This window comes from Neolewinella marina (assembly GCF_002631205.1).
Classification (GTDB): domain Bacteria; phylum Bacteroidota; class Bacteroidia; order Chitinophagales; family Saprospiraceae; genus Neolewinella; species Neolewinella marina.
The window spans coordinates 1-21,111 of record NZ_PDLO01000002.1 but is presented as its reverse complement, the minus strand read 5'-3'; the positions used below and the strand labels follow the sequence as shown (position 1 = coordinate 21,111).

The window sequence follows — 21,111 nt, the reverse complement described above, 5'->3', positions numbered from 1 at the left end:
GTATTGCGAACAAAAAATCCCCCACCGGATGGTCTGACGGCGAGCGTAGTGAGCATCTAACAAACGAGCGTAGCGAGTGCCTCTAACCAGCGCGAAGCGCGTCCAGTAGCGAGCGCAGCGAGCAACTCCAACCAGCGCGCAGCGCGTCTAATAGCGAGCGCAGCGAGCCCAATCTCCTTACCGTCCGAAAGCGTAGGTGCCGTCCACCGCGGTGCGGATGTACTTGCCCCAGGTCAGGTTGTCGCGCCCGGGCTGCTGTTGCTGGGCCCGCTCGATGGCGTAGTTCGCCGCCGTTTCGATTACCCATTCGAAGTTCTCCTCACCCACGCTGAACTTGTCGGCGTCGGGGGCCGGATTGCAGAAGTCGATGGCGTAGGGGATGCCGTCGCGCACGGCGAATTCCACCGTGTTGAAGTCGTAGCCCAGCCAGTCGTTCAGCTTCAGGACGTAGTCGTGGATGGTGTTGAGCAGTTCCTGGCTCACGTCGTGGTGCACCCGGTAGCGGTCGAGGAATTCGTTGCGGGGCTCGTAGTGCATGATTTTCACGTGCTTGCGGCCGATGCAGTAGCAGCGGAAGTAGCTGGTGAAGTCGATGGCCTCCTGCAGCATCATCACGAGCTGACCGGTCTCTTTGTGGGCCTTCCAGAGCTCCTCGGCGTTTTCCAGCTTGTAGACGCTCTTCCAGCCGCCGCCGGCGTGGGGCTTCATGAAGGCCGGCCAACCGATGTAGTTAAAGATACTCTGCCAGTCCAGCGGGTAGGCCATGTTGGTGAAGCTCTCGTCACTGGTATCGTCCGGGTGCTCGTGGCTGGGCAGCAGCACCGTCTTCGGAACGGGTACGCCGGCGGGGCCCACGGCCACTACGTTGTTGAAGAACTTCTCGTCGGCACTCCACCAGAAGGGGTTGTTGATGACGGCGGTGCCAGTGGCGGCGGCATTCTTCAACAGGGCGCGGTAAAAGGGAACGTCCTGGCTGATGCGGTCGATGATGACGGCGTAGCCGGGGTTCAGCCCCTGGCCCACCTTGTCGATCTTCACCGGTTCGGCGGTGATGCCGTCCACGTTCTTGTCGTTGATCCGCTGGATGACCGCGGGGGGGAAGGAGCGCTCGCGCCCGTAGAGAATACCGATCTTTTTCATAGGGTGTCCTGATTGTGTGTACTGCCATAAACCCACCCCCCGGCAAATGTTTACGGGGGCGGGGCCGCGGGTGCCGGGCCGCCGGCCGACATCGGATGTCGCCGCGCCGCAAACGCAGGAATTGCGCCCAATTTAGGCGACCAGCCTCGGATATGGGCCGGTTTTCGCCCAAATCGACATCCGATGTCGGTCGCCGGGGATTAACGCCGGGAAAAAACCACCGGCAGCCGGTAGCTGCGCGCGTGCTCTTCGAGACCGGAAGGATTGTCCCGCTCGAAGACCAGGTAGCCCCGCGCATCGTCGGGCACAACAAATTCCAGGCGACCGGTAAAGGGTACCCAATCTTCGGTCATCCACTCGCTTTGGGCGGTGGCAATACCGGTCGCCACCACGGTACCATCCGCCCTCTCCAGGCGCACCGGGAAATCGGCTTCGAAGTAGTAGGGGCCCCGCGCTTCTCCGGAAAATTCCAGGGGGGAGCTTACCTCGGTATTGGGGCCGGGGGAGGTAACCCGGATCATTTCTTCGGTTGATTTCCCGTCGCCCTCGGTCAGGGTGATAGAGGCCAGCATGGCGTTGACCGTCTCCCGGGAGGCGGCGTCGACGGTGCCCGTACGGCTCACTATATCGCCGCCCAGGGGATCACACCCGCGCATGGCTTTGGCCGTGCCATCGGCACCCGCGCAGGTGACGGTGAGTTCATCCGTGCGGTACTGGGCAAAGACGAACCCCCCTTCCCGCCAGCCGGCCGGATGGTCCGCGGGATAGATCAGGTAAGCCCAGGGGGGGCCGTCCGCGAGCTGAAATACGGTAGACTGCTCCTCGTCGACGGCGAAGTTCAATTGCGGCAGCGGTTCCTCCGCGGCAGCCCAGGTCATGGAGCGGCCAGCCGGGGGCTCGGTGCCCAGCCCGCCGGGCCAGAGGCTCAGGTAGGGCAGGTCGCCCGGACCGTGAACGTCCAGCGGCAGGTTCAGGCCTTTTGACCGATCAAGGGGGAATAGGCTGACCACGATTCCCGCAGGGGCCCGGGTGTTTTCCACCGCCGTCCATTCCTCCGGGTACTGCAGCTGCGCGCCGATTTCCGGGTTGGCGTACGTCTTCCCGTCGGTGGGCGGGGATGAGGAGGTGTCCGAAGGGCCGGGGCAGGCCGTGAGGAATAGGATCAGGAAGCAGGATAGAAGCTTGTGCATGGTCACATTTGATTTACTCCGCGCGCCGGGCGCAGGGATTGGCAGTACTTGAGTTGATGTAATCCATCCACCACCGTGGGATTCGTGGGGCATACCGCTACCTAAGTTCGGAGAAACTTTGCGCACGCAGCTATCTTACGTGTCAAACCCCAGGCTATGAAACCAATTGCCCTGCTCCTGCTGTGGCTGACCTCCTTTACCGTGGCGGCTCAGCCGGCCGAGGTGGTAACCTACAAACAGCTCGACAGCTCCGCCCTCCAACTGGAAATCCTCTTTCCCCCCGAAGGGGATCCAGCGACGCTCCGGCCGGCCATCGTCTTCTTCTTCGGCGGCGGGTGGAACCAGGGCACCCGCGAGCAATTCCGCCCCCAAGCGGAGCACTTCAACGAGCTGGGCTTCGTCTGCTTTCTCGCGGATTACCGCACCCGGAAGGGCCACGGCACCGACCCCTTTACCGCCGTGATGGACGCGAAGTCGGCCATGCGCTACGTGCGGGCCAACGCCGAACGCTGGCGGGTGGATACGTCCCGCATCGTCGCGGCGGGCGGTTCGGCCGGCGGCCACCTGGCGGCGGCCACCGCCCTGATCAACGACTACAATGACCCCGCGGATGACCTCTCGGTCAGCAGCCAGCCCGCCGCCCTGCTGCTGTTCAACCCGGTGGTGGACAACGGGCCGGCGGGATACGGCTACGAAAGGATAGGGGAGGCCTATTCCCGCTTTTCCCCCCTGCACAATATCGACGCGGATACCCCGCCAACCCTTTTCCTTCTCGGTACGGAGGATCACCTGATCCCCGTCGTCACCGCGGAATATTTCTGCATGGCCGTGGAACGCGTCGGCGGCCGCTGCGAACTGGACCTGTACCCGGGTGGCCGCCACGGCTTTTTCAACGTGAACCATACCGAAAACTTCCGCGCTACCCTGGAAACCAGCGACCGATTCCTGCGGGAGATTGGGCTGATCGGAGGGGCAGACTAGAAGTCGTCCTCGCCGCCACCGCCCCCGCCACCGCGGCGGCCACCTTCCCGCTGCTGTCCGAGCTGGTTGAGGCTGTACTGAAAGCCAAGGTATACGATGCGGCTTTCGCGCTGGAACTCACTTTCGGTAACCAGGCCGCCGGTCTCCGTGGTGAAGCGGTAGCGGCGGGTGTTGAATACGTCCGTGGCCCGCAGGGTGACGGCCCCCTTGCCGTCCAGGATGTCCTTGCGGAAGCCAATGTCTAGGCTCTGGATGGCCCGGATGCGTCCCTGTGGGCGCACGCCCGGACTGCGGTAGAAGTAGGTGAACTGCCCCTTCACGTCCCAGGGAAGCTCGTAACTCCCCTGCACATTGCCGCTGAAGAGGTAGCCGTTCTGATCAATGCTCTCGTCCTGGTTGTTGCCGATAATTTCCGAGCGGTAGCCATTGGCGCTGAACGTCAGGTCGAGTTTCTCGGTAGGGCGGTAGGTGTTGATGATCTCCACTCCGTAGTCGCGGCCCCGGTCGAGGTTATCGCGGGTGCTCAGGCTCACGCCCCCCGGCAGTACGCGGGTGATGCGGCTGATGATGTCGTTCCGTTGGCGGAAGTATACCCCGCCGGTAAAGGTGCCCTTGCCGTACTGCTGTTGCAGGTTGAGCTCGAAGCTGTTGATGCGCTCGGGCAGCAGGAAGGGGTTGCCGGCGCGGAGGTTGAAGGGGTCGCCGCGGTCCACGAAGGGGTTCAGGGCCCAGGCCCGGGGCCGCTCCACCCGGCGGCTGTAGCTGGCCTGCAGGGTGGTGCTTTCGGTAAAGGCGTAGCCGGCAAAAACGCTTGGATAGACGCTGAAGTAGTCGTTCTCGAAGGTCTCAGGGTTGGGTTCCAGGAGGCGGCTGGTGGTGTAGGCCTGCTCGGCCCGCAGTCCCAGGTTGAAGGTGATGTTGTCCACCTTGCCCCCGAAACTGGCGTAGATGGCGTGGATGTCTTCCTCGTAGCGGAAGAGGTTGCTCAGGCTGTCCACCTTCTCGAAATCACTGATCCCGAACGTCTGGAACTCGGCGTCCTCCTCCAGCCGCTCCAGCGTTGAGCGCCAGCCGGTGGTGAACTTGAAGTCGCCCATGGTCTGCTCGTAATCGAGCTGTCCCAGCCAGCGTCTGCGGCCCTCCAGGGTGGGAGAGCGCTGGCGGTTCGTTTCCAGCAGGTCGTCGAAGGCGTCGACGATGACCTCATCGTAGTTCTCGATTTCGCTTTCGTCGTTGTTGCTGTACTGCAGCTGGCCGGTCAGTTGACGGCCTTCCTGCCGGAAGGTCTGGCTGTAGCTGGCCTGGATCTCGTAGTCGCTCTCGTCGTTCGGTTCGGTTTCGGTGCGGATGCTAGTGCGGTCCAGTTCGCCTTCGCTGTTGAAGAACTGCGTCGTGCGCAGGTTGCTGTTGTCGCCCTCCTCGAGCTGGTAGTTGCCCTGCAGCGCAATGAGTCCGCGTTCCCCGATGCTGTATTCAGTGCCGAGCTTGAACATCTGCGACTCGCGTACCCGGTCGCCCTCGAAGGTGAAGTAGCGGCTGAAGAGGCTGTCGCCCAGGGTGCCCGACTGGTCGCGGAAGCCCCGGAAAAAGCGTTCGTCGTAGCGACCACTGATGCCGGCGAAGGAGTTGAACCTTCCCTTGCGCCAGTTCAGGTCGAGGTTGCCGTCGAATTTGTTGCCGGTGCCGGCGTTCAGGTTTACGGTAGCGTTGAAGCCGTCGTCCTGCTTCTTTTTCAGTACAATGTTGATGATGCCGGCCGTACCCTCGGGGTCAAAGGCCGCGCCGGGGTTGGTGATCACCTCCACCCGCTCGATGCTGGAGGAGCTAAGGGACTTCAGGTAGGTTGCCGGGTCGGTGCCCACCAGTCCACTGGGCTTGCCGTTGATCAGGAAGCGCACCCCGCCGCTGCCGCGCAGGCTTACGTTGCCTTCGAGGTCCACCGTGATGCCCGGGATCTGCCGCAGGAGGTCTTCGGCGGAGCCGCCGCTGGAGGCCACGCTCTTTTCCACGTTGAAGGACTTGCGGTCCAGGCCCAGTTCCATAATGGCGCGCTCGGCGGTCACCACCACCTCATCCAGGTCGGTAGCCCCGCCGGCGGCAAGGTCGATGGCCCCCACTTCGATAAAGCGCTCGGAGTTATTGAGCTCCAGCATCATTTCCTCTTCTTCGTAGCCGATGAAGGTCACTTCCAGGCGGTAGTCACCGTAGGGGAGGTCCTTGATGAAAAACTTGCCGTCGATGTCGCTGGTGGTACCGGTCACCATTTCGCCACTCTCTACCCGGTATACGGCAATGTTGGCAAACCCCACCGGCTCATCGTTCGCGGCGTCCATCAGGGTGCCGCCGACGCCCCCGGTGTTGGGGGCCAGGGTAGGGGTGGTACCGTCGGTCTGGGCGCGGACGCAGGTGCAAAGCAAAAGGAAAAGCAGGGTGTAGAGGGGTTTCATGGTATTGGGGTCAGGGGATTTACCTGTTCTAACGTGGTCCCGGGAATACCGTTCAGGAAAGCGTAGAGGCAGCCCCCCGGATCGTCGAGCAAACTACCCGGATGATCGACCGGAGGCCGCGAGTGCCCCAATTCGGCCGCGATTGGCCCCATTTTCTCCGGGAAGCGACTATCCCACCGGCATCTGCGAACCCGCCAATAGGGCGGCGGTTATGCCACTATGCCGATTCCTGCTTCCCCCACCATCGCGTCCCTGTTGCGTACGCCCGCCGCGGCCCTGGCGGGGACGGACCTGCGCATTTCGCTGCCGCTGACCCGGTCGCTGCTCAACGAGGTCCTGGCGGCCCGCCCGCCGGATACACCGGTGCAGCAGCTGCTCATTGATCCCGAAAGTGGCAACCGTTTCCGGGTGCACCTCACGGCCCACGCCCCGGTGGTGGGTTCGGTAACCCGCCGCATCACCTTCGTGCCGGGCCCCGCGGTGGCCTTCCCGGATCAGCCCTGGTTGCGGTTCGACATCGTCGACGGACTGGGGTTCCTGGACCGCTCCCTCATCAGTCTGCTGCAGGGGCAGATCGAAGCCCGCCTCCCACAGGGAGTGGAGCTGACCAGCAAGTACCTCCGCTTGCACGTGCCGGCCCTGCTGACCCACTTGGGCTACCAGCAGTTGGTGCCCCTCATCCGCGAACTCGATCTCCACAGCGAAGCCAACCGGCTGATCCTTCAACTTCACCTCAAAACCGATTGACCCCATGCACCCCGTGCTCCAACACCTCATTGATAACGACTTCCGCGACCTCGCCGGCAGCCGCGTGGAGGGCCAGCTTTCCCTCTCCGACGACCTGATCAACCTGGGCATTCACGAATTGCTGGCACAGCTCACGGCACCCGCGCCCGCGCCCCCCGCTCCGACGGAAGTGCCTTCGCCCAAGCCTCAAACTACCACCCCCGCTCCCGACCCCCGGGCCCTGCTGGGTAAACTGGACGTCGAAAAACTGAATTATCGCACCGAAACCGGGCGAACCATCGTGGAAATAGCTTGCGCGATCAAGAATTAGTCGTTACCTTTGCGCTCCAATTCAAAAAATAGGAACGCTTAATGCTAATTATCAATGTACGTGAGGGCGAAAACATCGACCGCGCCCTGAAGCGCTACAAGCGCAAGTCTATCAACACCCGCGTCATCCGTGAGCTGCGCAACCGCCGCGAGTTCACCAAGCCTAGCGTTAAGCGCCGGAAGGAAAAACTGAAGGCAGAATACCGCCTGGAGAAGTACGGCGACCAGTAAGGTCCCGCGACTGCAGGAAGCCCCGCTTCCCGATCCGCGAACGGCTTTCGGAGAATCACCTCCGGAAGCCGTTTGTCTGTTTGTAGGCAAACCATCCTTTCCCGGCGCCGTTACCCCCGCATGACCGCTCATCGCGCACAAGACCTCCGCCTCCGCACCGAAGCCCTGCTCGACGCCCTGACCGCCGGACTCTACGAAAGAGACCGCGCCATGGGCCTTGCCCTGCTCACCGCCGTGGCCGGGGAAAGCATTTTCCTGCTAGGCCCCCCGGGCGTGGGCAAAAGCCTGATCGCCCGCCGGCTGAAGTACGCCTTCCGCGACGGGGTGAGCTTCGAATACCTGATGTCGAAGTTCTCGACACCGGATGAGGTATTCGGCCCCATCTCCATCAAGAAGCTCCGCGACGAGGACAAGTACGAACGGCTAACCGACCGCTACCTGCCCGGCGCCAACATCGTCTTCCTGGACGAGATCTGGAAGGCGGGGCCGGCCATCCAGAATGCCCTGCTGACCATCCTCAACGAGAAGATCTACCGCAACGGCGACGAGGACCTGAAGGTCAATATTCGCGGCATCATCACCGCCAGCAACGAACTGCCACCCCGCAGTGCCAACCTGGCGCCCATCTGGGACCGCTTCCTCGTCCGCCTGGAACTGGACCGGATCAGTGAGTACCGCAACTTCGTGAAGATGGTGGTGGATACCCAGGACGTGTACGAGGACAACGTGCCCCAGTCCGCCAAGCTCACCGAGGAAGAACTCGACGCCTGGTCCGCCCGCATCGACGCGGTGGAGGTGCCCGCCGAGGTGCTCAATACCCTGCAGCTGCTCCTCTACCGCATCGAGGAGTACAACGCTCAGCCCAACCACGCCGCCAACCCCATCATGATCTACGACCGGCGGTGGAAGAAGGCCGTCCGCCTGCTGCGCACCTCCGCCTTCCTGCACGGGCGGGGGCGGGTGAACCTTATGGACTGCTTCCTCCTGGAGCACTGCCTCTGGAATGGTCCGGAGCAGCGGGAAACCATCCGCGAGATGATCGTGGATGCCGTCCGCAAGCACGGCTATTCGGTGGCCGTCAACCTGGGCAACCTGAAGAAGGAGATCCGCGAGTTCGAGGCCGACGTGCGGGAAGAAACCCACATCACCCACGTACAGGAAGAGGAACAGCTGCTGCCGGTGCGGGAGAGCTACTACGAGCTGGAGAAGGACGTGAGCCAGTTCCGGGGCGTGCTGGTGGCCATTGAGCAGTTCCGCGGACTGAGCGATACGGAATTCACCAGCGTCAATTTCTACGACGAGGACCTGAACCTGGTGAACCGCATCCGCGGCCGGAAGGGGCCCCGGGAAAATACCATCGAGGTCAACTTCAACGGGACGGACATCGTCTTCCGCCTTCGCACTCGCCTGGCCGAACGGCGGGAGGTGATCCGCAAGAATCCCCACCGCGTCCTGCGGGATTTCTGGGACGAGCGGGCCGATCGGCTGCGCAAGTATATGGAGGAGCAGCTGGCGGCCATCACGGACCACGGTCCTCAGGAGTTGGCGGGCATCGCCGACCACCTCTTCGTCGACGCCGCCTTCGCTGGGGTGGTCACCGCCAACCTGGAAGAGGTGCGCGAGGCCCTTTCCGGCCTGCTGCTGCGGCTGGAGAAGCTGCAATTCGGCTACGGGACATCGGATGTCTGACAAAATGACCGGGCAGGACATCCCCGGATACCCAAGCCGGAAGCCCGACTTACCTTTCGGAGCGAACCCATTATTCCTCCGCGCACATGACTGTCGGCCTCTTCATTCCCTGCTACATCGATCAATTTTACCCCCGGGCGGGCATTGCTACCCTGGAGCTGCTGGAAAAGGTGGGGTGCACCGTGGTCTACCCCCGGGAACAGACGTGCTGCGGACAACCCCTCGCCAACAGCGGTATGGAAGAGGAGGCCCGGCCCATTTATGAGCATTTCGTGGAGACCTTTCGGGCATTCGATTATATCGTGTGCCCGTCTGGCAGCTGCGTCTATCACGTGAACCACCACTACGACGTGCTGCCACCGAGCGAGGAGGTAACCGACATCCGCCAGCGCACTTTTGAACTGGCCGACTTCCTGGTGAACGTCATCGGCCTGCAGAAACTGCCCGGTGCCCGCTTCCCGGCGCGGGTGGGCATCCACAACAGCTGCCATGGCCTGCGAGGACTGCGGCTGGGTGCCAGTTCCGAGCGGGTGGGGGCCGACTTCAGCTACTACCGCTACCTGCTTGGCATGGTGGAGGGGGTGGAACTGGTCACCCTGGACCGCGTCGACGAGTGCTGCGGCTTCGGTGGCACCTTCAGCGTCAACCAGCCGGAGCTGTCTACCAAGATGGGCAGGGACCGCATCGCCGATCACCTGCGCCACGGTGCCGAGGTGGTCACCAGTGGGGATATGTCCTGCCTCATGCACCTCGAAGGGCTGATGCGCCGGGAGAAGCTGCCCCTGCGCGTGATGCACGTGGCGGAAATCCTCAACAGTGCGGAAGCGGCGGTGCCGGCCCGCTAGCCGGGAAGAGCGTTACTCCGCCGCCTCGGGCACCAGCTTGATGACCAGCCCGAGGTTGTAGCGGCTGCTCTGGCCAATGTATTCCCCCCCGAGCACGTAGGCGCCCCCGGCCACCACGCCCGCCCAGGGCAGCACCGGCAGGTAAACCGTACCCCCCAACCGCCGCCAGCTGCTGCCGGAACCCGCCGTGGCGGTCTGTACCGCCGTGCCAGGTTCCAGGGCCGTGATGAACTCCATCCACCCCTCCAGGTAGAAGTAGCGGCTGCCGTAGCCGGTACGGAGCAGCAGGGGCCAGGTAGACCGGCTCTCGGGGGCGAACTGGAAGTCGATACCGGACTGCCCGTGCACGAAAAAGCCGCTGTCAAACTGGTACTGGTACACCAGCCGCCCGTGGAAGACGCTCGCCCGCTGCCCCAGGGCAGCGATGCCGGTGGTGGCGTAGTTGCCCACCGGGAAGCTGAGTCCTACGGCGGTAAAGACCCGCTGGGCCCCCTTGCGCTCCCGCTGGTCGAAGTTCTTGTACTTGATCCACAGGGAGGCGTCCTGCAGGCTACCGGAGCGGTCTTCAGTACGCAGGTAGGGCAGGGTGGCCACTAGGGCCGTCTGGTCGTTCAGGCCGGCTTCGACGAAGAGGCTGTACCCCGTGGTGGTGACGCTGCGGTCTTCCGGGGCTCCGCCGGCCCCTAAGTAGGTGTCGTAGCGCTCCACGCTGTAGGCCGGCGCGATGGCCACTTCGCCCCGGGCCACGGGGAAGCCGCCGATCGGTCCCTGGGCCGCCAGGTTGGGAGATACCAGCAGCAGGCTCACCAGCGCGGCGGGGCTCAGCCAATACAATGAAATCCGCCGTATCCTATCTATCATGTGGCTGTCCTATCTTTGGCCGCTTAATGAAATCTTCCTTGAGCGACAGTCTGGTAATTATCCCCACCTACAACGAACGCGAAAACATAACGCGAATGGTGGAGGCGGTATTAGGTCTGTCCGAGCCCTTTCACCTTCTCATTGTAGACGACGGCTCCCCCGACGGAACGGCAGATCTGGTGCGGGAACTGCAGCAACGGTACCCGGGTGCCCTCCACCTGCTCGAGCGGGCCGGCAAGCTCGGCTTGGGTACCGCCTACCTCGACGGTTTCCGCTGGGGACTGGCCCGCCCCGAAAAGTACCGCTACTTCTTCGAGATGGACGCCGACTTCAGCCATACGCCCGCCGACCTCATCCGGTTGCGGGCCGCCTGCCACGAGGGGCCGGCGGACGTAGCCGTGGGCAGCCGCTACACCCGCGGCGGCAAGGTGAAGAACTGGCCGCTCGACCGCATCATCCTTTCCTACGGTGCCAGTCTCTATACCCGCATCGTCACCGGCATGCCCGTCAAGGACCCCACCGCGGGCTTCATGTGCTACAGCCGGCCGGTGCTGGAGAAGATGGACCTGGACGAAATCCGTTTCATCGGATACGCCTTCCAGATCGAGATGAAGTACACGGCCCGCCAACTCGGCTTCCGCATCGTGGAAGTGCCCATCGTGTTTACCGACCGGATCGCGGGCAACAGCAAGATGCACAAGTCGATCATCAAGGAAGCCGTACTCGGAGTACTCAGCCTGCGCTGGCGCTAGCGCGGCCGCCGCTTCAGCAGACTGATCCAGTGACCGTCGCCCGGCGGCACCAGCTCGACCTCCCCGTCGCTGGCCTGTACCAATTCGCCATAGTCCTCCAGTTCGCCTCCCTCCCGGGGATTGAACCACCTTACGGTGTATTCTCCCTCCGTGCCGCTCAGGTCCAGGGTGGCCGGTTCGCCGAAGGGCAGGTTCACCACGTACACCTCTCCCCGTTCGGCGAAGCAGAATTCATTCTCCTCCCGCGTAAGTTCGTTGCGGGCCTCCATATTCCAGAAGGGCAGGTGGTCCGTGAAGAAGCGGCGGGCGTGGGCCGACCAGCGGTAGGCACGGTCGCGACTGCGCCAGTCTTCGAGGTTCAGGTCGTTGTGGGGGCTGCGGGCGCCAAAGTACCATTCCACCCCGGCCCCGCCCGCCAGCAGGTTACCCCAGAGGGTCAGCGCCCGCAGGCTGTCCTGGTTGTTGGGGGTGGCGTCGTCAGGGTCCAGTCCGCGCCACCAGGGCCCTACTTCGTCCAGGGTCATGATCCAGGGTGCCCCGGCCTCGGCGGACAGCTGGAGCCACTTTCGCGTCACGGCGTTGGCGGAGTAGGGGTCGCCGAGTTGCAGCGATAGCCCTCCGAGCCGCTGGTCGCCGAGCAGGGGAGCGTAGATTTTCGCGAAGGCCTCCTCCCCGGGGTGGGTGTGCAGCACCACGTAATTGTGGTAAGGGTCGTGGCGGGCGAACCAGTCCATCACTTCCCGCTGCTGCCGGTTGTCTTGCCAGCTCTCCGACCAGCTGTTGGGACCATTTTCCTCGCCCAGGTTCCAGGTCACGGCGCGGTGGTGGCCGAAGCGGGCCACGAGTTCCCGGAAGTAAAGTTGCCGCTCCGGGCCGGTTTCCCCACCGTCGAGGAGGGTTTCGTTCTCGGTTTCGTTCAGCACGAAGTGGAGCATCATGCCCAGGCTGTCGGCGTGGTCGAAGACGATTTCCCACTGGTCGAGCTTGCTCACGTCGAAGCGGAAACGCTCCTCGTGACTGGTGTAGGGCCAAACGTCCTTGCCGTCCCCGTTGATGTTCAGGGTGAGAAAGTAGATGCTGTTCACCCCGGCGGAGGCCAGGTAGCTGATCCCTCCGATGAGGCCCTTCCCGCGTCCGTTTTTCCAGGCGGGGTCGCGGGTGCCGTGGTCGTCTATATGGGCCGCGAAGACGTGCAGGCCTTCCGTTTTGCTCTCTCCTTCCCGGAAGGTGTTGCTGTGGCGGTAGGTGCCGTCGAAGTCCTCGTAACCGAGCAGGTTTTCCGGACTGTCCACCCCGGTTTTGAGGAAGTAATCGCCCGTTTCGGCCCACTGCAGGTAGCGGGGGTGATTGCGAACGAGGCGGCCGGTTTCTCCGGCGCGCGCCTCACCCACGAAGAAGGCGCCCGTGTAGCGCTCCACCACCTTTCCCTCCCCGGGTTCGGCTAGGTAGATGCTGTCGCCGGTCACGAGCCGGCCTTCGTAGGTCCACTCCCCGCTGCGGTCGGGGCGGAAGCGCACCTGCCAGACGTTGCCCAGGTCGGCGCTGCTCTCCGCGGCGTTGCCGTCGGCGGCGTAGAAGCCCGGCACCGTGATCTGGTAATCGTCCTGGGTGAAGGTGACGTCGAGGCGGTACTGCACGAAGGGGTTTACGGGAGCCGACTCGCCGGTTTCGGGACCCGGGAAGGACAGGGTCAGCTTTTCCCACTTATCCAGGTCGGGGTGGGTAAAGGTCATGGCGCTGCGGCAGCCGGAAAGTACGGTGGCTACCCCCGCCAGCAGGGAAAGGAATCGGAGCACGGCAACGGTTTCCGGTAAACTTACTTAAAGGCCACCATTTTCCGTTGGCAAACTACCGCTGGCGGTGGGCCTCCTCCCGACGTGCGGTGGCGGCTGCTTTCTCCGCGGCGGGGCGCTGGTGCATCTCCATCCAGCGGTGCATCTCCCAGAGCATATGCAGGATGCTCTCCTCGGCCGCGTAGCCGTGATCCTCGTAGGGCAGCAGGCACAGGCGGGCGTTCTTGCCCAGGTTGTCCAGGGCGGTGAACATTCGCTTGGATTGCACGGGGTAGGTACCGCTGTTGCTGTCCTCCTCTCCGTGGATGAGCAGCAGCGGGCTGTCGATCTTGTCGGCGTGTACGAAAGGCGACAGCCGGACGTAGGTTTCCGGAACCTGCCAGAAGGTGCGTTCTTCGGCCTGGAAGCCGAAGGGGGTCAGGGTGCGGTTGAAGGCACCGCTGCGGGCAATGCCCCCGGCAAAAAGATCGGTGTGCGCCAGCAGGTGGGCGGTCATGAAGGCCCCGTAGCTGTGGCCCCCCACGAAGATGCGGCGGGGGTCGGCCACTCCGAGTTCAACCAACCTGCGCACCGCCGCCTCCGCATTCATGCGTACCTGCTCGATGAAGGTTTCGTTGGGCTCCTCGTCCCCTTCGCCCACGATGGGCATGGCGAAGTCGTCGAATACGGCGTAACCGGCGGCCAGGAAGGGCAGGGGCGACAGCGGACTGATGCGCCTGAACTGATGGGCGCTGGTGAGTACCTGCCCGGCCTTGTCGGCGTCCTTGTACTCCTGGGGGTAGGCCCACATCAACACCGGCAGGGGGGCTTCGCGACCCGGCTCGAAGCCCTCCGGGGTGTGTAGCTCGCCACTCAGCTGTACCCCGTCGGCCCGCTCGTAGGTGATCAGCTCGTAGTTGGTATGCCGCAGCTGGGGGTAGGGGTGGGGAAAGTCGGTGATGCGCACCTCCTCGCCAGTCAGCAGATGCCTGAGGAAGAAGTTGGGGCGCTCACTGGCCTGCTCCCGGGCCAGCAGGAAGTAGTCGGGATCCTCGTCCAGGAAGAACAGGGGGCGCTCGAAGTAGGGAGGAGTGCTCTCCCACAGCCGGGTTTTCTGGCGGGTAGTCAGGTTAAAGCCGTCGATGAAGGGCTGCGGCCCCTCGGGGCGGTGACCGTTGCCGACCATCACCAGGGTGTCGCCCCCGTCGCGGGTGAGCAGCACGCTGTGGTCGCTGGGCAGGGATACGGTGACCACGCTGCCCGGGTCGTTGTAGTTGTCTTCCCAGTTGTGGTCGAAAAGCACTTCGGGCTGGCGCTGGGGGGCGTCCGGGAACCAGCGGCGCGTCACCTGCCGGCGGGTGGCCCACTCCCAGTCGACCACGATGGCCAGGTCGCCCCGGCACCACCGCAGGGCACCGAAGCGCATGGGCAGCTTAATGGTTTTCTGGGGCTCGCCGGTAAAGGGGGATTCCAGGTAGTAGAGTTGCTCGCGGTAGGGGACGTTCTTGCGGGGGTCGCCGCCGTCGAGGGCCTCAGTCCAGTACAGCTGGGCCGGGTGGTCGCTGCGCCAATTGAAGCGCCGCGGCTGGGTTATGACGGCCCCGAAGGCCGGGGGCAGGTGCTCCACGACGGGCCGCTGGGTGAGTTCCCGGATTACGCTTCCCTCCCGGTCCAGCAGCAGCACCCGGTCGGCGAACTTGTCGTAGGGTACGTTGAAGCTGAAGGGCTCCACCACGTAGGTAATCAGGAAGTACTTGCCGTTCGGCGAATCACCCAGGCCAGCAATAATGCCCGGCTCCGCCCAGGGGGTTTCGTGGCCCGTATCCAGACGGTGGAGGTAGAGCTGGCTGGAAGCGTAGTAGCGGAACAGGGCCACGTCGTAGTCGCTCTGCAGCAGGTTGGTGTAGGTGCGGTTCGAGCCCTCCTTGCCGGAGGAATCCTGGACGATGGGGCCGGTGACGTTCTCCGACATCGACGGCTTCTTCGCACCGGGGATGCGGCGCTTGATGAGGAAGCGCTCGTTGCCGATGAAGTCGTAGGGCACGCCACCAAGGCTGTTGTTGATGTCGCTTTCGCCTACCGGCTGGCAGTGGAGCGACTTGCGGTCGCAGGTCCAGAGCTGTAGGCCATCCTCGGTGACCAGGCAGAAAGCGATGCGGTTGCCGTCGGGCGACCAGGAGAAGTAGCGGTACATGCCTCCCTTGGGCAGCCCCTGGAAGGAGCGGTCCTCCCCGGTGGAAATTCGGCGCAGCCGGGGGTGGTAAAAGCCGCGGCTGCCGTGGGGGGAAAAGCGGTCGGGATTGATCTGCCGCCCCGCGAGCTTGACCTTCGGCTCCTTCAGCTCCTCAACGCTGGGGTACATCGGCCGGTCCGCGATGATGATGTAGTCGCGGTCGGGGCCGAACAGCATGAGGGGATCCGGCTTCAGGTTGACCAGATCGGCGATTGCTTCGGGGGGGCGTTGGTAATTCATAAGACTGGGCGAGGGTGGCCGTGGGGCCACGGATTTCGAAAAGGGGTACACTGACCGGGGGCAGATCGCCAGCAAAACCGGAGCAGCGGTGCGGCCCGGGAGGGCCTTGCGCTAGTGTGTGCCTGAAATCAGTGGGGTGAGCCGGGAGGGTCAGTCTTCTTCCTGGTCGTAGCTGGCGTCTTGGGTGTCGATCACCATATTCGTGATGGTGTAGTCGCTGAACTTCTCGAAGTGGTTAAAGGCCAGGTTGTCGGGCCAGTTGGAGTCGTCCTCCACCCATTCGGCGAGCAGGTTTTCCAGGATGGGCATGAAGTTCTGCTCCAGCCAGTCCTCAGCTTCGTCCATCTCGTCGAAGTCGGGCAGCAGGTAGACGGTGGTGAGTTCCGAGGTGTCGTCGAAGTCGATCTCCTCCTCGATGGTGGGGTCTTCACGGATGGCCCAGCGCAGCAGGGCCTCACTAGGCGTAACGATGAGGGCGTAGCGATTGATGTCGTAAAGTTCCATAGGCAGTTCTTGTGTGTAAGGGTAAACGCGGGGTACCCCGCCATAAGTTTACCGCTATTTTGCCGGGGTAGGGGAAAGCTTGGCCTCCCGTGGACAACTTGTTGGTAGTCAGGCCCCGCTCCTTATTTCTTGCAGTCGGAATTCACGCCGAGGACGTAGTTTTCTACCACCCCGATCCGCGGGGCGGCCTCCGCACCGGCAAATCCGCTGATGTCGGTGTCCTGCAGTTCATTGGCCGCATAGTCGGTCAGGCGGGTGGCCAGCGGCCGGTAGCTCCAGTGCCAGCGCTCTTCCTCGTAGCCGTTAGGGCGTTCGGGACCCTTGGCCGTATAGGGCTGACAGAAGCCGTACTCCCCACCGTGGGTGGTAAGCCAGTCGTAGATCTTCTGTCCCTCTCCCTGCCGGAAATAGTCGTTGTTCAGGGCATTCAGGTCTATGTCCGTACCCCAGTGGTGGCGACTGGTGCCGGGCATGCTGGAGTAGCGTAGGATGGCCCGGGCGCGGTCGGCGGGGTCGGGGTAAACTTCATCGGCTTTTTCCTTGCCCTCGAGCAGGCGCTGTCCGTTCCACTTGGCTTCCCAGATCTGCTTCTGCCGGGCGAAGTTCCGGGTAGCGGAGACGATCCGCAGTCGTACCCCGTCGGCCAGGGCGGCGGCGTGCATCCGCTCGAAGGCGGTGTAGGTTTCCCGGTGCAGCAGGTAGGGGTCTCCGTCGGTGTAGCGGTCGGCCACCTTCACGAAGTCGGGGTGGGCGGCCGGATCGAACTTCCCGGTCAGGTATTCATAGGTAGGTATCCCCCCGATGCTGTCGCTGAGGCTGGGCGCGGGCGCGGGTGCCGTAATTCCCTGCTCAGTGGAATCGACCACCGCAGGACCCTTGTCCATTGTCTCGGGGGGGAGTGCTTCGCCGGTGCCGCAGCCCAGGGCGGCAATTACTGTCAGGGAAAGGAAGAGATGCTTCATAGGTCGGCGAAAATAGGGCACAGACCTGAGACGCAGACATCGGATGTCTGACAGGATGTCAGACATCCGATGTCTGCCAGAAAGTCCGAGAAAATGGTAAGAATGGGACGCGAACATGTGTCAACTTACCTGCTTCTTCCTGCATTTCGTAAAATACATCTATAGGCCAGCTAACCACATCGGATGTCTGCCGAAAAGTCAGACATCCGATGTCTGACAGAAAGTCAGCGTGCGACGATGGCCGACAGCTTCATCAGAAAGTAGACCTCGAAGCCCGTATACACCAGGTAAAGCCAGAAAAAGGGAACGATGAACAGCTTGCTGCTGGGCTCACCCAGGATGACGTAACCCACTACCAGCATGCCGCAGAGGAACATTTTGGCGATGGTGGAGGCCAGGAACACGTTGCTGAACAGCAACTTGTTCTCGGCACCCGCGCTTCGGCGCCCCAGGAAAAAGATGGCCACGCACACCAGAATGAAGAGCACCATGGTGGTGATGGTGAAGGGCAGGGAGTAACCGATGGGCAACAGCACATGGCTCAGTACAACGCCGGCACCGGCCAGCAGGGTCACGCCGCCCAGGAGGGCGAGAAATCGGGAGGTAAGCATGCCGCAAAGGTACAACGCAGGGACGCTAGCGTGCCGAACGCCGCCGCCCCGGATCCTGCTTCGTGAAGCGCCAGCCCACCAATATCCCCAGTCGCAGGTCGAGCCCCGACAGGTCCCCGATTACCTTCTGGTATACAGCCTCATCCTCATTGCCACCGAATGTAACCGACCGCCCGATGCCGGCATTCAGTTCGTAGAGAAAGCCGGAGGGTGCGATCCATTTGTGGCCGGAAAGCATGCCGATGGCGGCGCGCATGGCGCGGATTTCCTCATGGGACCAGATGTCGGTTCCCGCTACGCGCCCGACCTTGCCGTAGCCCCCGACGAAGAAGCGATCAAATCCCGCCCGCGGCGCGAAGTAGTAGCGGTATTCCGGGATGAGCCGCAGGCTTCGGTAGCGGTAGTCCTCATTATCCGTGTCGAAATACGCCAGGCTGGAATAGGCCGCACCGACGGAGAGTGCCGACTGCCCACCCAGGGGGAACTCGGCCGCCACGTTGATGCCGCCGCCGAGGGCGGAACCGACGTTGATCTTGGCATCCGTTTGGCCACTGAGGGCGGCGGAAAGGAAGAGGCAGCACACCAGCCACAGGAACTTGCTCATGGCCCGAAGAGGTTAAAGGGTGGAGAAACCATTTGAAATTAGTCCCTGGTCAGATGCTCCGTTGCCGGCCCCGCAGATTTATTTTTTGCGACCGTACCGGAGTACATCCAGTCCCTTTCCACCCCGCCCGTCGCCCGCGTCAACCTCCACTCCGTTACCTTCGCGCCCATGCCTGAACCCCTGCAACTGTCCGATGATTTTAACTACGCCCTGGAGCGGATGGAGTCCGGTGCCCACCTTTTCGTTACCGGCCGGGCCGGCACCGGCAAGTCGACCTTGCTGCAGATCTTTAAGCGCAGTACCCGCAAGAACGTAGTGGTCCTGGCGCCCACCGGCGTGGCGGCCCTGAACGTGGGCGGACAGACGATCCACTCCTTCTTCAATTTCCCGCCCCGCCTGCTACAGTCAAAGGACATCCGGCCCAACCGCCGCTACCAGCGGCTGTTCGCCAACCTGGAAACGCTGGTGATCGACGAGATCAGCATGGTGAGGGCCGACGTGATGGAGGCCATCGACTACGGCCTACGCCTCAATCGCGGCAGCGGCGAACCCTTTGGTGGGGTACAGCTGATCCTGTTCGGCGACCTCTTCCAGTTGCCCCCGGTAGTGAGCAGTGAGACGGAGCGGGAATTCTTCAGTCTCCGCTACGCGAGCCCCTACTTTTTCAGCGCCGACTGCCTCGACTACATCGACCTGGAAATGATCGAACTCCGGCAGGTGTACCGACAGGACAGCCGCCACTTCCTCCGACTCCTGGAAAGTATCCGCAACGCCACCGTGGACCGCGACGAGCTCGAGGACCTCAACGCCCGCTACCAGCCCGATTTCGAGCCCGAGGAAGGCAGCAACTACCTGACGCTGGCCGCCCGCAACGCCACCGTCACCCGCATCAACGCCAACGCCCTGGAGGCCCTCGACTCCCCGGAGCACCTCTACACCGCCGAGGTGAAGGGCAACTTCCCGGACCGCCTCTTCCCGGTGCCCCAGCTGCTGCGGCTCAAGGTCGGCGCCCAGGTGATGACCCTGCGCAACGACAGCGAGCGCCGCTTCGTGAACGGTACCATCGGCACGGTCAAGGAGTGCAAGCCCCGCTCGGTCGTACTCGAAATCGTAGAGAACGGCCGCCCCGCAGAGGTGGAGGTCGAATACGACGAATGGGACATCATCCGCTACACCGCCGACGGGGCCGACCTACGCAAGATCGCCACTGAAACCCTGGGCACCTACCGCCAGCTGCCCGTGCGCCTGGCCTGGGCCGTCACCATTCACAAGGCCCAGGGCAAAACCTTCGACAAGATCATCGTGGACCTGGGCCGTTCCGGGGCCTTCGAGCACGGACAGACCTACGTGGCCCTCAGCCGGTGCCGCACCCTTGACGGGATCGTACTGCGGCAACCCCTCACCCTGCGCGATGTGCTGGTCGATCCCGAGGTAGTGCAGTTTTATGAGCGGATGCGGTAATCTTTTTTGCGGCGGAGCGCCGGTGCCAAACCCAAGGGGAATAGCCTGGCCGCCCGCCCAACCTTACTGCCACACCTCCCGCATCACCCCCCGTTCACCGGTGGGGTCGTGGGCGGGTAGTGGCAGATCGTCCGGGGGACGGTGATCGGCGGCGTCGGTGATCAGGTCCCACGACCGGCCACCGGGGTAGGCGCCCAGTACCCGGTAGCCGGATTCAGTAGGTGAGGAATGTCCGGTGCCCGCCGGCAGCAGGACTACGTCGCCGGTACCAGCTTCCAGGGTATACCCTCCGGGGCCGCCGAGTTGAATGGTGCAGCTTCCTTCCACCATCACCAGCGCTTCGTGGGTGTTGCTGTGGTAATGGGGGTAGGGGTAGATGCCGGCTACCCACATGTTACCCCAGTTGGTGGCGTGCAGCCGCTTCTTTATCCGCTCGATCATTCCGGGGCGGTCGTCGGCGAAGGCACCGGGGTAGACAATGACGGGCAGGCAGCTGTTCGGGATCCATTCCCACGGGTCCAACTGGATCAGGGTGGCAGGGCCGCGCTGGGTGACTTTGGTAGACAAGACAAATCGCGTTTTCGGGGCAGTCGACCCTTGAACGGACGGGGTAGGGGGGCGGGTTCGCCACCGGCACGGACCAACGCAGTTATCAATTCGACGAACGGTAAACCCGGCGGCCCGCCAGTAGTGTTTGTTGGGTATGATCGTGCTACTCATCCTCTCCGTTCTCCTCGTCGCCCTGCTGGTCTACCTCTTCAACCAGTGGAGCCGCAACCGCATGCCCTCCCGCAAGCAGCGCGACCGCGTCCTGCGGGAAGTCCAGCAGGACATGGACGGCTGGAGTGCCGACCTGGTCAAAATTCACCGGGAGGAACTCGACTTGTTCAGCCTGACCCAGGAGAAACAGGTGATCAAGCGGGGCACCGGCACCACCGCCAAGGGCACCTTCACGACCATCTTCCACGAGCCCGTGGTGAGCTACAGCTACCGGCGCTACCTCGGCAAGCAGGTCAATGCCCTGCTCTACGCCCGCACCGCCGACCACGATTACGTCTACTGGACGGAGAAAGGCAAAACCCGCCTGGAAATCGATGGGCAGCCCGTAGGTACCATTGATGGCAGCACCTTGCTGGGTGAGCGCACCGGCATGGAACTGGCCCGCATCGAGGCCACCCCCCGCGAGAACTACCTGCCCGTCAGCGTCGGCAAACGCGAAGTAGCTGCCCTCAAAACCCTGCCCGTCAGCACGGACGACCCCCTGAGCCAGCGCGCCTTTGAATTCATCCCCGACGACCTCAACGACAAGGAAGAACAACTCCTGCTTTCCCTGACCGTGCGGGAACTGGTGGGGCGTAGTTTGGGGTAGGTTGCTGGTTGCTGGTTGCTGGTTTCTGGTTTCTGGTTGGCTGCCTGTCCGTGCCTAATATAGCTTGACGGATTAGTGTAAATGATTAGGCGGGAACAGGTCTAGCTGCCCGGTATTGTTTATTATCTGCGTATTCTGTTCGGTGTACACGTGTACACCCGGC

Annotated in this window: 20 protein-coding genes; 9 read left to right on the top strand and 11 right to left on the bottom strand. The window is 63.1% G+C overall.

All coding sequences use genetic code 11. From position 1 onward, the window contains the following. Nucleotides 1-177 precede the first annotated feature (177 nt). Nucleotides 178-1,140 carry an ATP-grasp domain-containing protein gene (locus CGL56_RS05645; RefSeq protein WP_099105561.1) on the bottom strand — a complete coding sequence of 321 codons (963 nt, stop codon included), beginning with the start codon at nt 1,138-1,140 and terminating at the stop codon, nt 178-180. A gap of 200 nt (nt 1,141-1,340) precedes the next feature. Further along, nucleotides 1,341-2,330, bottom strand: coding sequence for a Gmad2 immunoglobulin-like domain-containing protein (locus CGL56_RS05640; RefSeq protein ID WP_167641623.1), 990 nt, complete (start codon nt 2,328-2,330; stop codon nt 1,341-1,343). Between the two features lie 156 nt (nt 2,331-2,486). On the opposite strand from CGL56_RS05640, the gene CGL56_RS05635 reads away from it, so the two are divergent. Then, nucleotides 2,487-3,311, top strand: coding sequence for an alpha/beta hydrolase (locus tag CGL56_RS05635; protein ID WP_099105559.1), 825 nt, complete (start codon nt 2,487-2,489; stop codon nt 3,309-3,311). On the opposite strand, the gene CGL56_RS05630 is transcribed toward CGL56_RS05635, so the two are convergent. Next, the gene (locus CGL56_RS05630) at nt 3,308-5,758 is read right to left on the bottom strand and encodes a TonB-dependent receptor domain-containing protein (protein ID WP_099105558.1); all 2,451 of its coding nucleotides are present in this window, start codon (nt 5,756-5,758) and stop codon (nt 3,308-3,310) included. The genes CGL56_RS05635 and CGL56_RS05630 overlap by 4 nt on opposite strands. Before the next feature lie 219 nt (nt 5,759-5,977). Between CGL56_RS05630 and CGL56_RS05625 the strand changes: the two genes are divergently transcribed. From CGL56_RS05625 to CGL56_RS05605, 5 genes are all read left to right on the top strand, one after another. Then, on the top strand, nt 5,978-6,505 hold the full coding sequence (locus tag CGL56_RS05625) for a hypothetical protein (protein WP_143470631.1): 528 nt from the start codon (nt 5,978-5,980) through the stop codon (nt 6,503-6,505). Between the two features lie 4 nt (nt 6,506-6,509). After that, nucleotides 6,510-6,815 carry a hypothetical protein gene (locus CGL56_RS05620; RefSeq protein WP_099105556.1) on the top strand — a complete coding sequence of 102 codons (306 nt, stop codon included), beginning with the start codon at nt 6,510-6,512 and terminating at the stop codon, nt 6,813-6,815. A gap of 41 nt (nt 6,816-6,856) precedes the next feature. Continuing rightward, nucleotides 6,857-7,045, top strand: coding sequence for a 30S ribosomal protein S21 (gene rpsU / locus CGL56_RS05615; protein WP_099105555.1), 189 nt, complete (start codon nt 6,857-6,859; stop codon nt 7,043-7,045). 120 nt (nt 7,046-7,165) lie between these two features. Beyond that, nucleotides 7,166-8,734 carry an AAA family ATPase gene (locus CGL56_RS05610; RefSeq protein ID WP_099105554.1) on the top strand — a complete coding sequence of 523 codons (1,569 nt, stop codon included), beginning with the start codon at nt 7,166-7,168 and terminating at the stop codon, nt 8,732-8,734. A gap of 86 nt (nt 8,735-8,820) precedes the next feature. Continuing rightward, a complete protein-coding gene (locus tag CGL56_RS05605; RefSeq protein WP_099105553.1) occupies nt 8,821-9,579 on the top strand; it encodes a (Fe-S)-binding protein in 759 nt (252 codons plus the stop codon). A 12-nt stretch (nt 9,580-9,591) separates the two neighbouring features. Here the strand turns inward: CGL56_RS05605 and CGL56_RS05600 are convergent, their stop codons facing one another. Next, entirely contained in the window at nt 9,592-10,440 is an 849-nt protein-coding gene (locus CGL56_RS05600) for a transporter (RefSeq protein WP_143470630.1), read from the bottom strand. Between the two features lie 26 nt (nt 10,441-10,466). On the opposite strand from CGL56_RS05600, the gene CGL56_RS05595 reads away from it, so the two are divergent. Continuing rightward, nucleotides 10,467-11,192, top strand: a complete 726-nt coding sequence (locus tag CGL56_RS05595; protein WP_099105551.1) for a polyprenol monophosphomannose synthase — start codon at nt 10,467-10,469, stop codon at nt 11,190-11,192. Here CGL56_RS05595 and CGL56_RS05590 read toward each other — a convergent pair. The 6 genes from CGL56_RS05590 to CGL56_RS05565 all read right to left on the bottom strand — a co-directional run bounded on the left by CGL56_RS05590 (nt 11,189) and on the right by CGL56_RS05565 (nt 18,118). After that, complete coding sequence (locus tag CGL56_RS05590) at nt 11,189-12,988, bottom strand: DUF5060 domain-containing protein (protein WP_099105550.1); 1,800 nt, start codon at nt 12,986-12,988, stop codon at nt 11,189-11,191. The two genes, CGL56_RS05595 and CGL56_RS05590, sit on opposite strands and share 4 nt — an antisense overlap. A 52-nt stretch (nt 12,989-13,040) precedes the next feature. Further along, nucleotides 13,041-15,437: a S9 family peptidase gene (locus tag CGL56_RS05585; protein ID WP_099105549.1), complete on the bottom strand. Its 2,397-nt coding sequence runs from the start codon at nt 15,435-15,437 to the stop codon at nt 13,041-13,043. Between the two features lie 150 nt (nt 15,438-15,587). Next, nucleotides 15,588-15,941 (bottom strand): hypothetical protein, encoded by a 354-nt coding sequence (locus CGL56_RS05580; RefSeq protein ID WP_099105548.1) that lies wholly within the window; start codon nt 15,939-15,941, stop codon nt 15,588-15,590. Nucleotides 15,942-16,063: 122 nt separating this feature from the next. After that, the gene (locus CGL56_RS05575; protein ID WP_099105547.1) at nt 16,064-16,903 is read right to left on the bottom strand and encodes a M15 family metallopeptidase; all 840 of its coding nucleotides are present in this window, start codon (nt 16,901-16,903) and stop codon (nt 16,064-16,066) included. Between the two features lie 224 nt (nt 16,904-17,127). Then, on the bottom strand, nt 17,128-17,514 hold the full coding sequence (locus CGL56_RS05570; RefSeq protein ID WP_099105546.1) for a hypothetical protein: 387 nt from the start codon (nt 17,512-17,514) through the stop codon (nt 17,128-17,130). Nucleotides 17,515-17,539: 25 nt separating this feature from the next. Next, nucleotides 17,540-18,118, bottom strand: a complete 579-nt coding sequence (locus CGL56_RS05565) for a DUF3575 domain-containing protein (protein ID WP_099105545.1) — start codon at nt 18,116-18,118, stop codon at nt 17,540-17,542. Between the two features lie 168 nt (nt 18,119-18,286). Between CGL56_RS05565 and CGL56_RS05560 the strand changes: the two genes are divergently transcribed. After that, nucleotides 18,287-19,579 carry an ATP-dependent DNA helicase gene (locus tag CGL56_RS05560; RefSeq protein WP_099105544.1) on the top strand — a complete coding sequence of 431 codons (1,293 nt, stop codon included), beginning with the start codon at nt 18,287-18,289 and terminating at the stop codon, nt 19,577-19,579. 63 nt (nt 19,580-19,642) lie between these two features. Here the strand turns inward: CGL56_RS05560 and CGL56_RS05555 are convergent, their stop codons facing one another. Then, entirely contained in the window at nt 19,643-20,146 is a 504-nt protein-coding gene (locus CGL56_RS05555) for a cupin domain-containing protein (RefSeq protein ID WP_099105543.1), read from the bottom strand. 136 nt (nt 20,147-20,282) lie between these two features. Here CGL56_RS05555 and CGL56_RS05550 point away from each other — a divergent pair, with 136 nt between their 5' ends. Further along, nucleotides 20,283-20,948, top strand: a complete 666-nt coding sequence (locus CGL56_RS05550) for a hypothetical protein (protein ID WP_099105542.1) — start codon at nt 20,283-20,285, stop codon at nt 20,946-20,948. Nucleotides 20,949-21,111 lie beyond the last annotated feature (163 nt).

Bases quoted from the DNA above. Each gene is read 5' to 3' on its own strand.
- CGL56_RS05625 (WP_143470631.1), top strand. From the start codon at position 5,978: ATGCCGATTCCTGCTTCCCCCACCATCGCGTCCCTGTTGCGTACGCCC.
- CGL56_RS05610 (WP_099105554.1), top strand. From the start codon at position 7,166: ATGACCGCTCATCGCGCACAAGACCTCCGCCTCCGCACCGAAGCCCTG.
- CGL56_RS05630 (WP_099105558.1), bottom strand. From the start codon at position 5,758: ATGAAACCCCTCTACACCCTGCTTTTCCTTTTGCTTTGCACCTGCGTC.
- CGL56_RS05605 (WP_099105553.1), top strand. From the start codon at position 8,821: ATGACTGTCGGCCTCTTCATTCCCTGCTACATCGATCAATTTTACCCC.
- CGL56_RS05640 (WP_167641623.1), bottom strand. From the start codon at position 2,330: ATGCACAAGCTTCTATCCTGCTTCCTGATCCTATTCCTCACGGCCTGC.
- CGL56_RS05550 (WP_099105542.1), top strand. From the start codon at position 20,283: ATGATCGTGCTACTCATCCTCTCCGTTCTCCTCGTCGCCCTGCTGGTC.
- CGL56_RS05580 (WP_099105548.1), bottom strand. From the start codon at position 15,941: ATGGAACTTTACGACATCAATCGCTACGCCCTCATCGTTACGCCTAGT.
- CGL56_RS05570 (WP_099105546.1), bottom strand. From the start codon at position 17,514: ATGCTTACCTCCCGATTTCTCGCCCTCCTGGGCGGCGTGACCCTGCTG.
- CGL56_RS05565 (WP_099105545.1), bottom strand. From the start codon at position 18,118: ATGAGCAAGTTCCTGTGGCTGGTGTGCTGCCTCTTCCTTTCCGCCGCC.
- CGL56_RS05645 (WP_099105561.1), bottom strand. From the start codon at position 1,140: ATGAAAAAGATCGGTATTCTCTACGGGCGCGAGCGCTCCTTCCCCCCC.
- CGL56_RS05560 (WP_099105544.1), top strand. From the start codon at position 18,287: ATGCCTGAACCCCTGCAACTGTCCGATGATTTTAACTACGCCCTGGAG.
- CGL56_RS05575 (WP_099105547.1), bottom strand. From the start codon at position 16,903: ATGAAGCATCTCTTCCTTTCCCTGACAGTAATTGCCGCCCTGGGCTGC.
- CGL56_RS05595 (WP_099105551.1), top strand. From the start codon at position 10,467: ATGAAATCTTCCTTGAGCGACAGTCTGGTAATTATCCCCACCTACAAC.
- CGL56_RS05620 (WP_099105556.1), top strand. From the start codon at position 6,510: ATGCACCCCGTGCTCCAACACCTCATTGATAACGACTTCCGCGACCTC.
- rpsU (WP_099105555.1), top strand. From the start codon at position 6,857: ATGCTAATTATCAATGTACGTGAGGGCGAAAACATCGACCGCGCCCTG.
- CGL56_RS05635 (WP_099105559.1), top strand. From the start codon at position 2,487: ATGAAACCAATTGCCCTGCTCCTGCTGTGGCTGACCTCCTTTACCGTG.
- CGL56_RS05585 (WP_099105549.1), bottom strand. From the start codon at position 15,437: ATGAATTACCAACGCCCCCCCGAAGCAATCGCCGATCTGGTCAACCTG.
- CGL56_RS05600 (WP_143470630.1), bottom strand. From the start codon at position 10,440: ATGATAGATAGGATACGGCGGATTTCATTGTATTGGCTGAGCCCCGCC.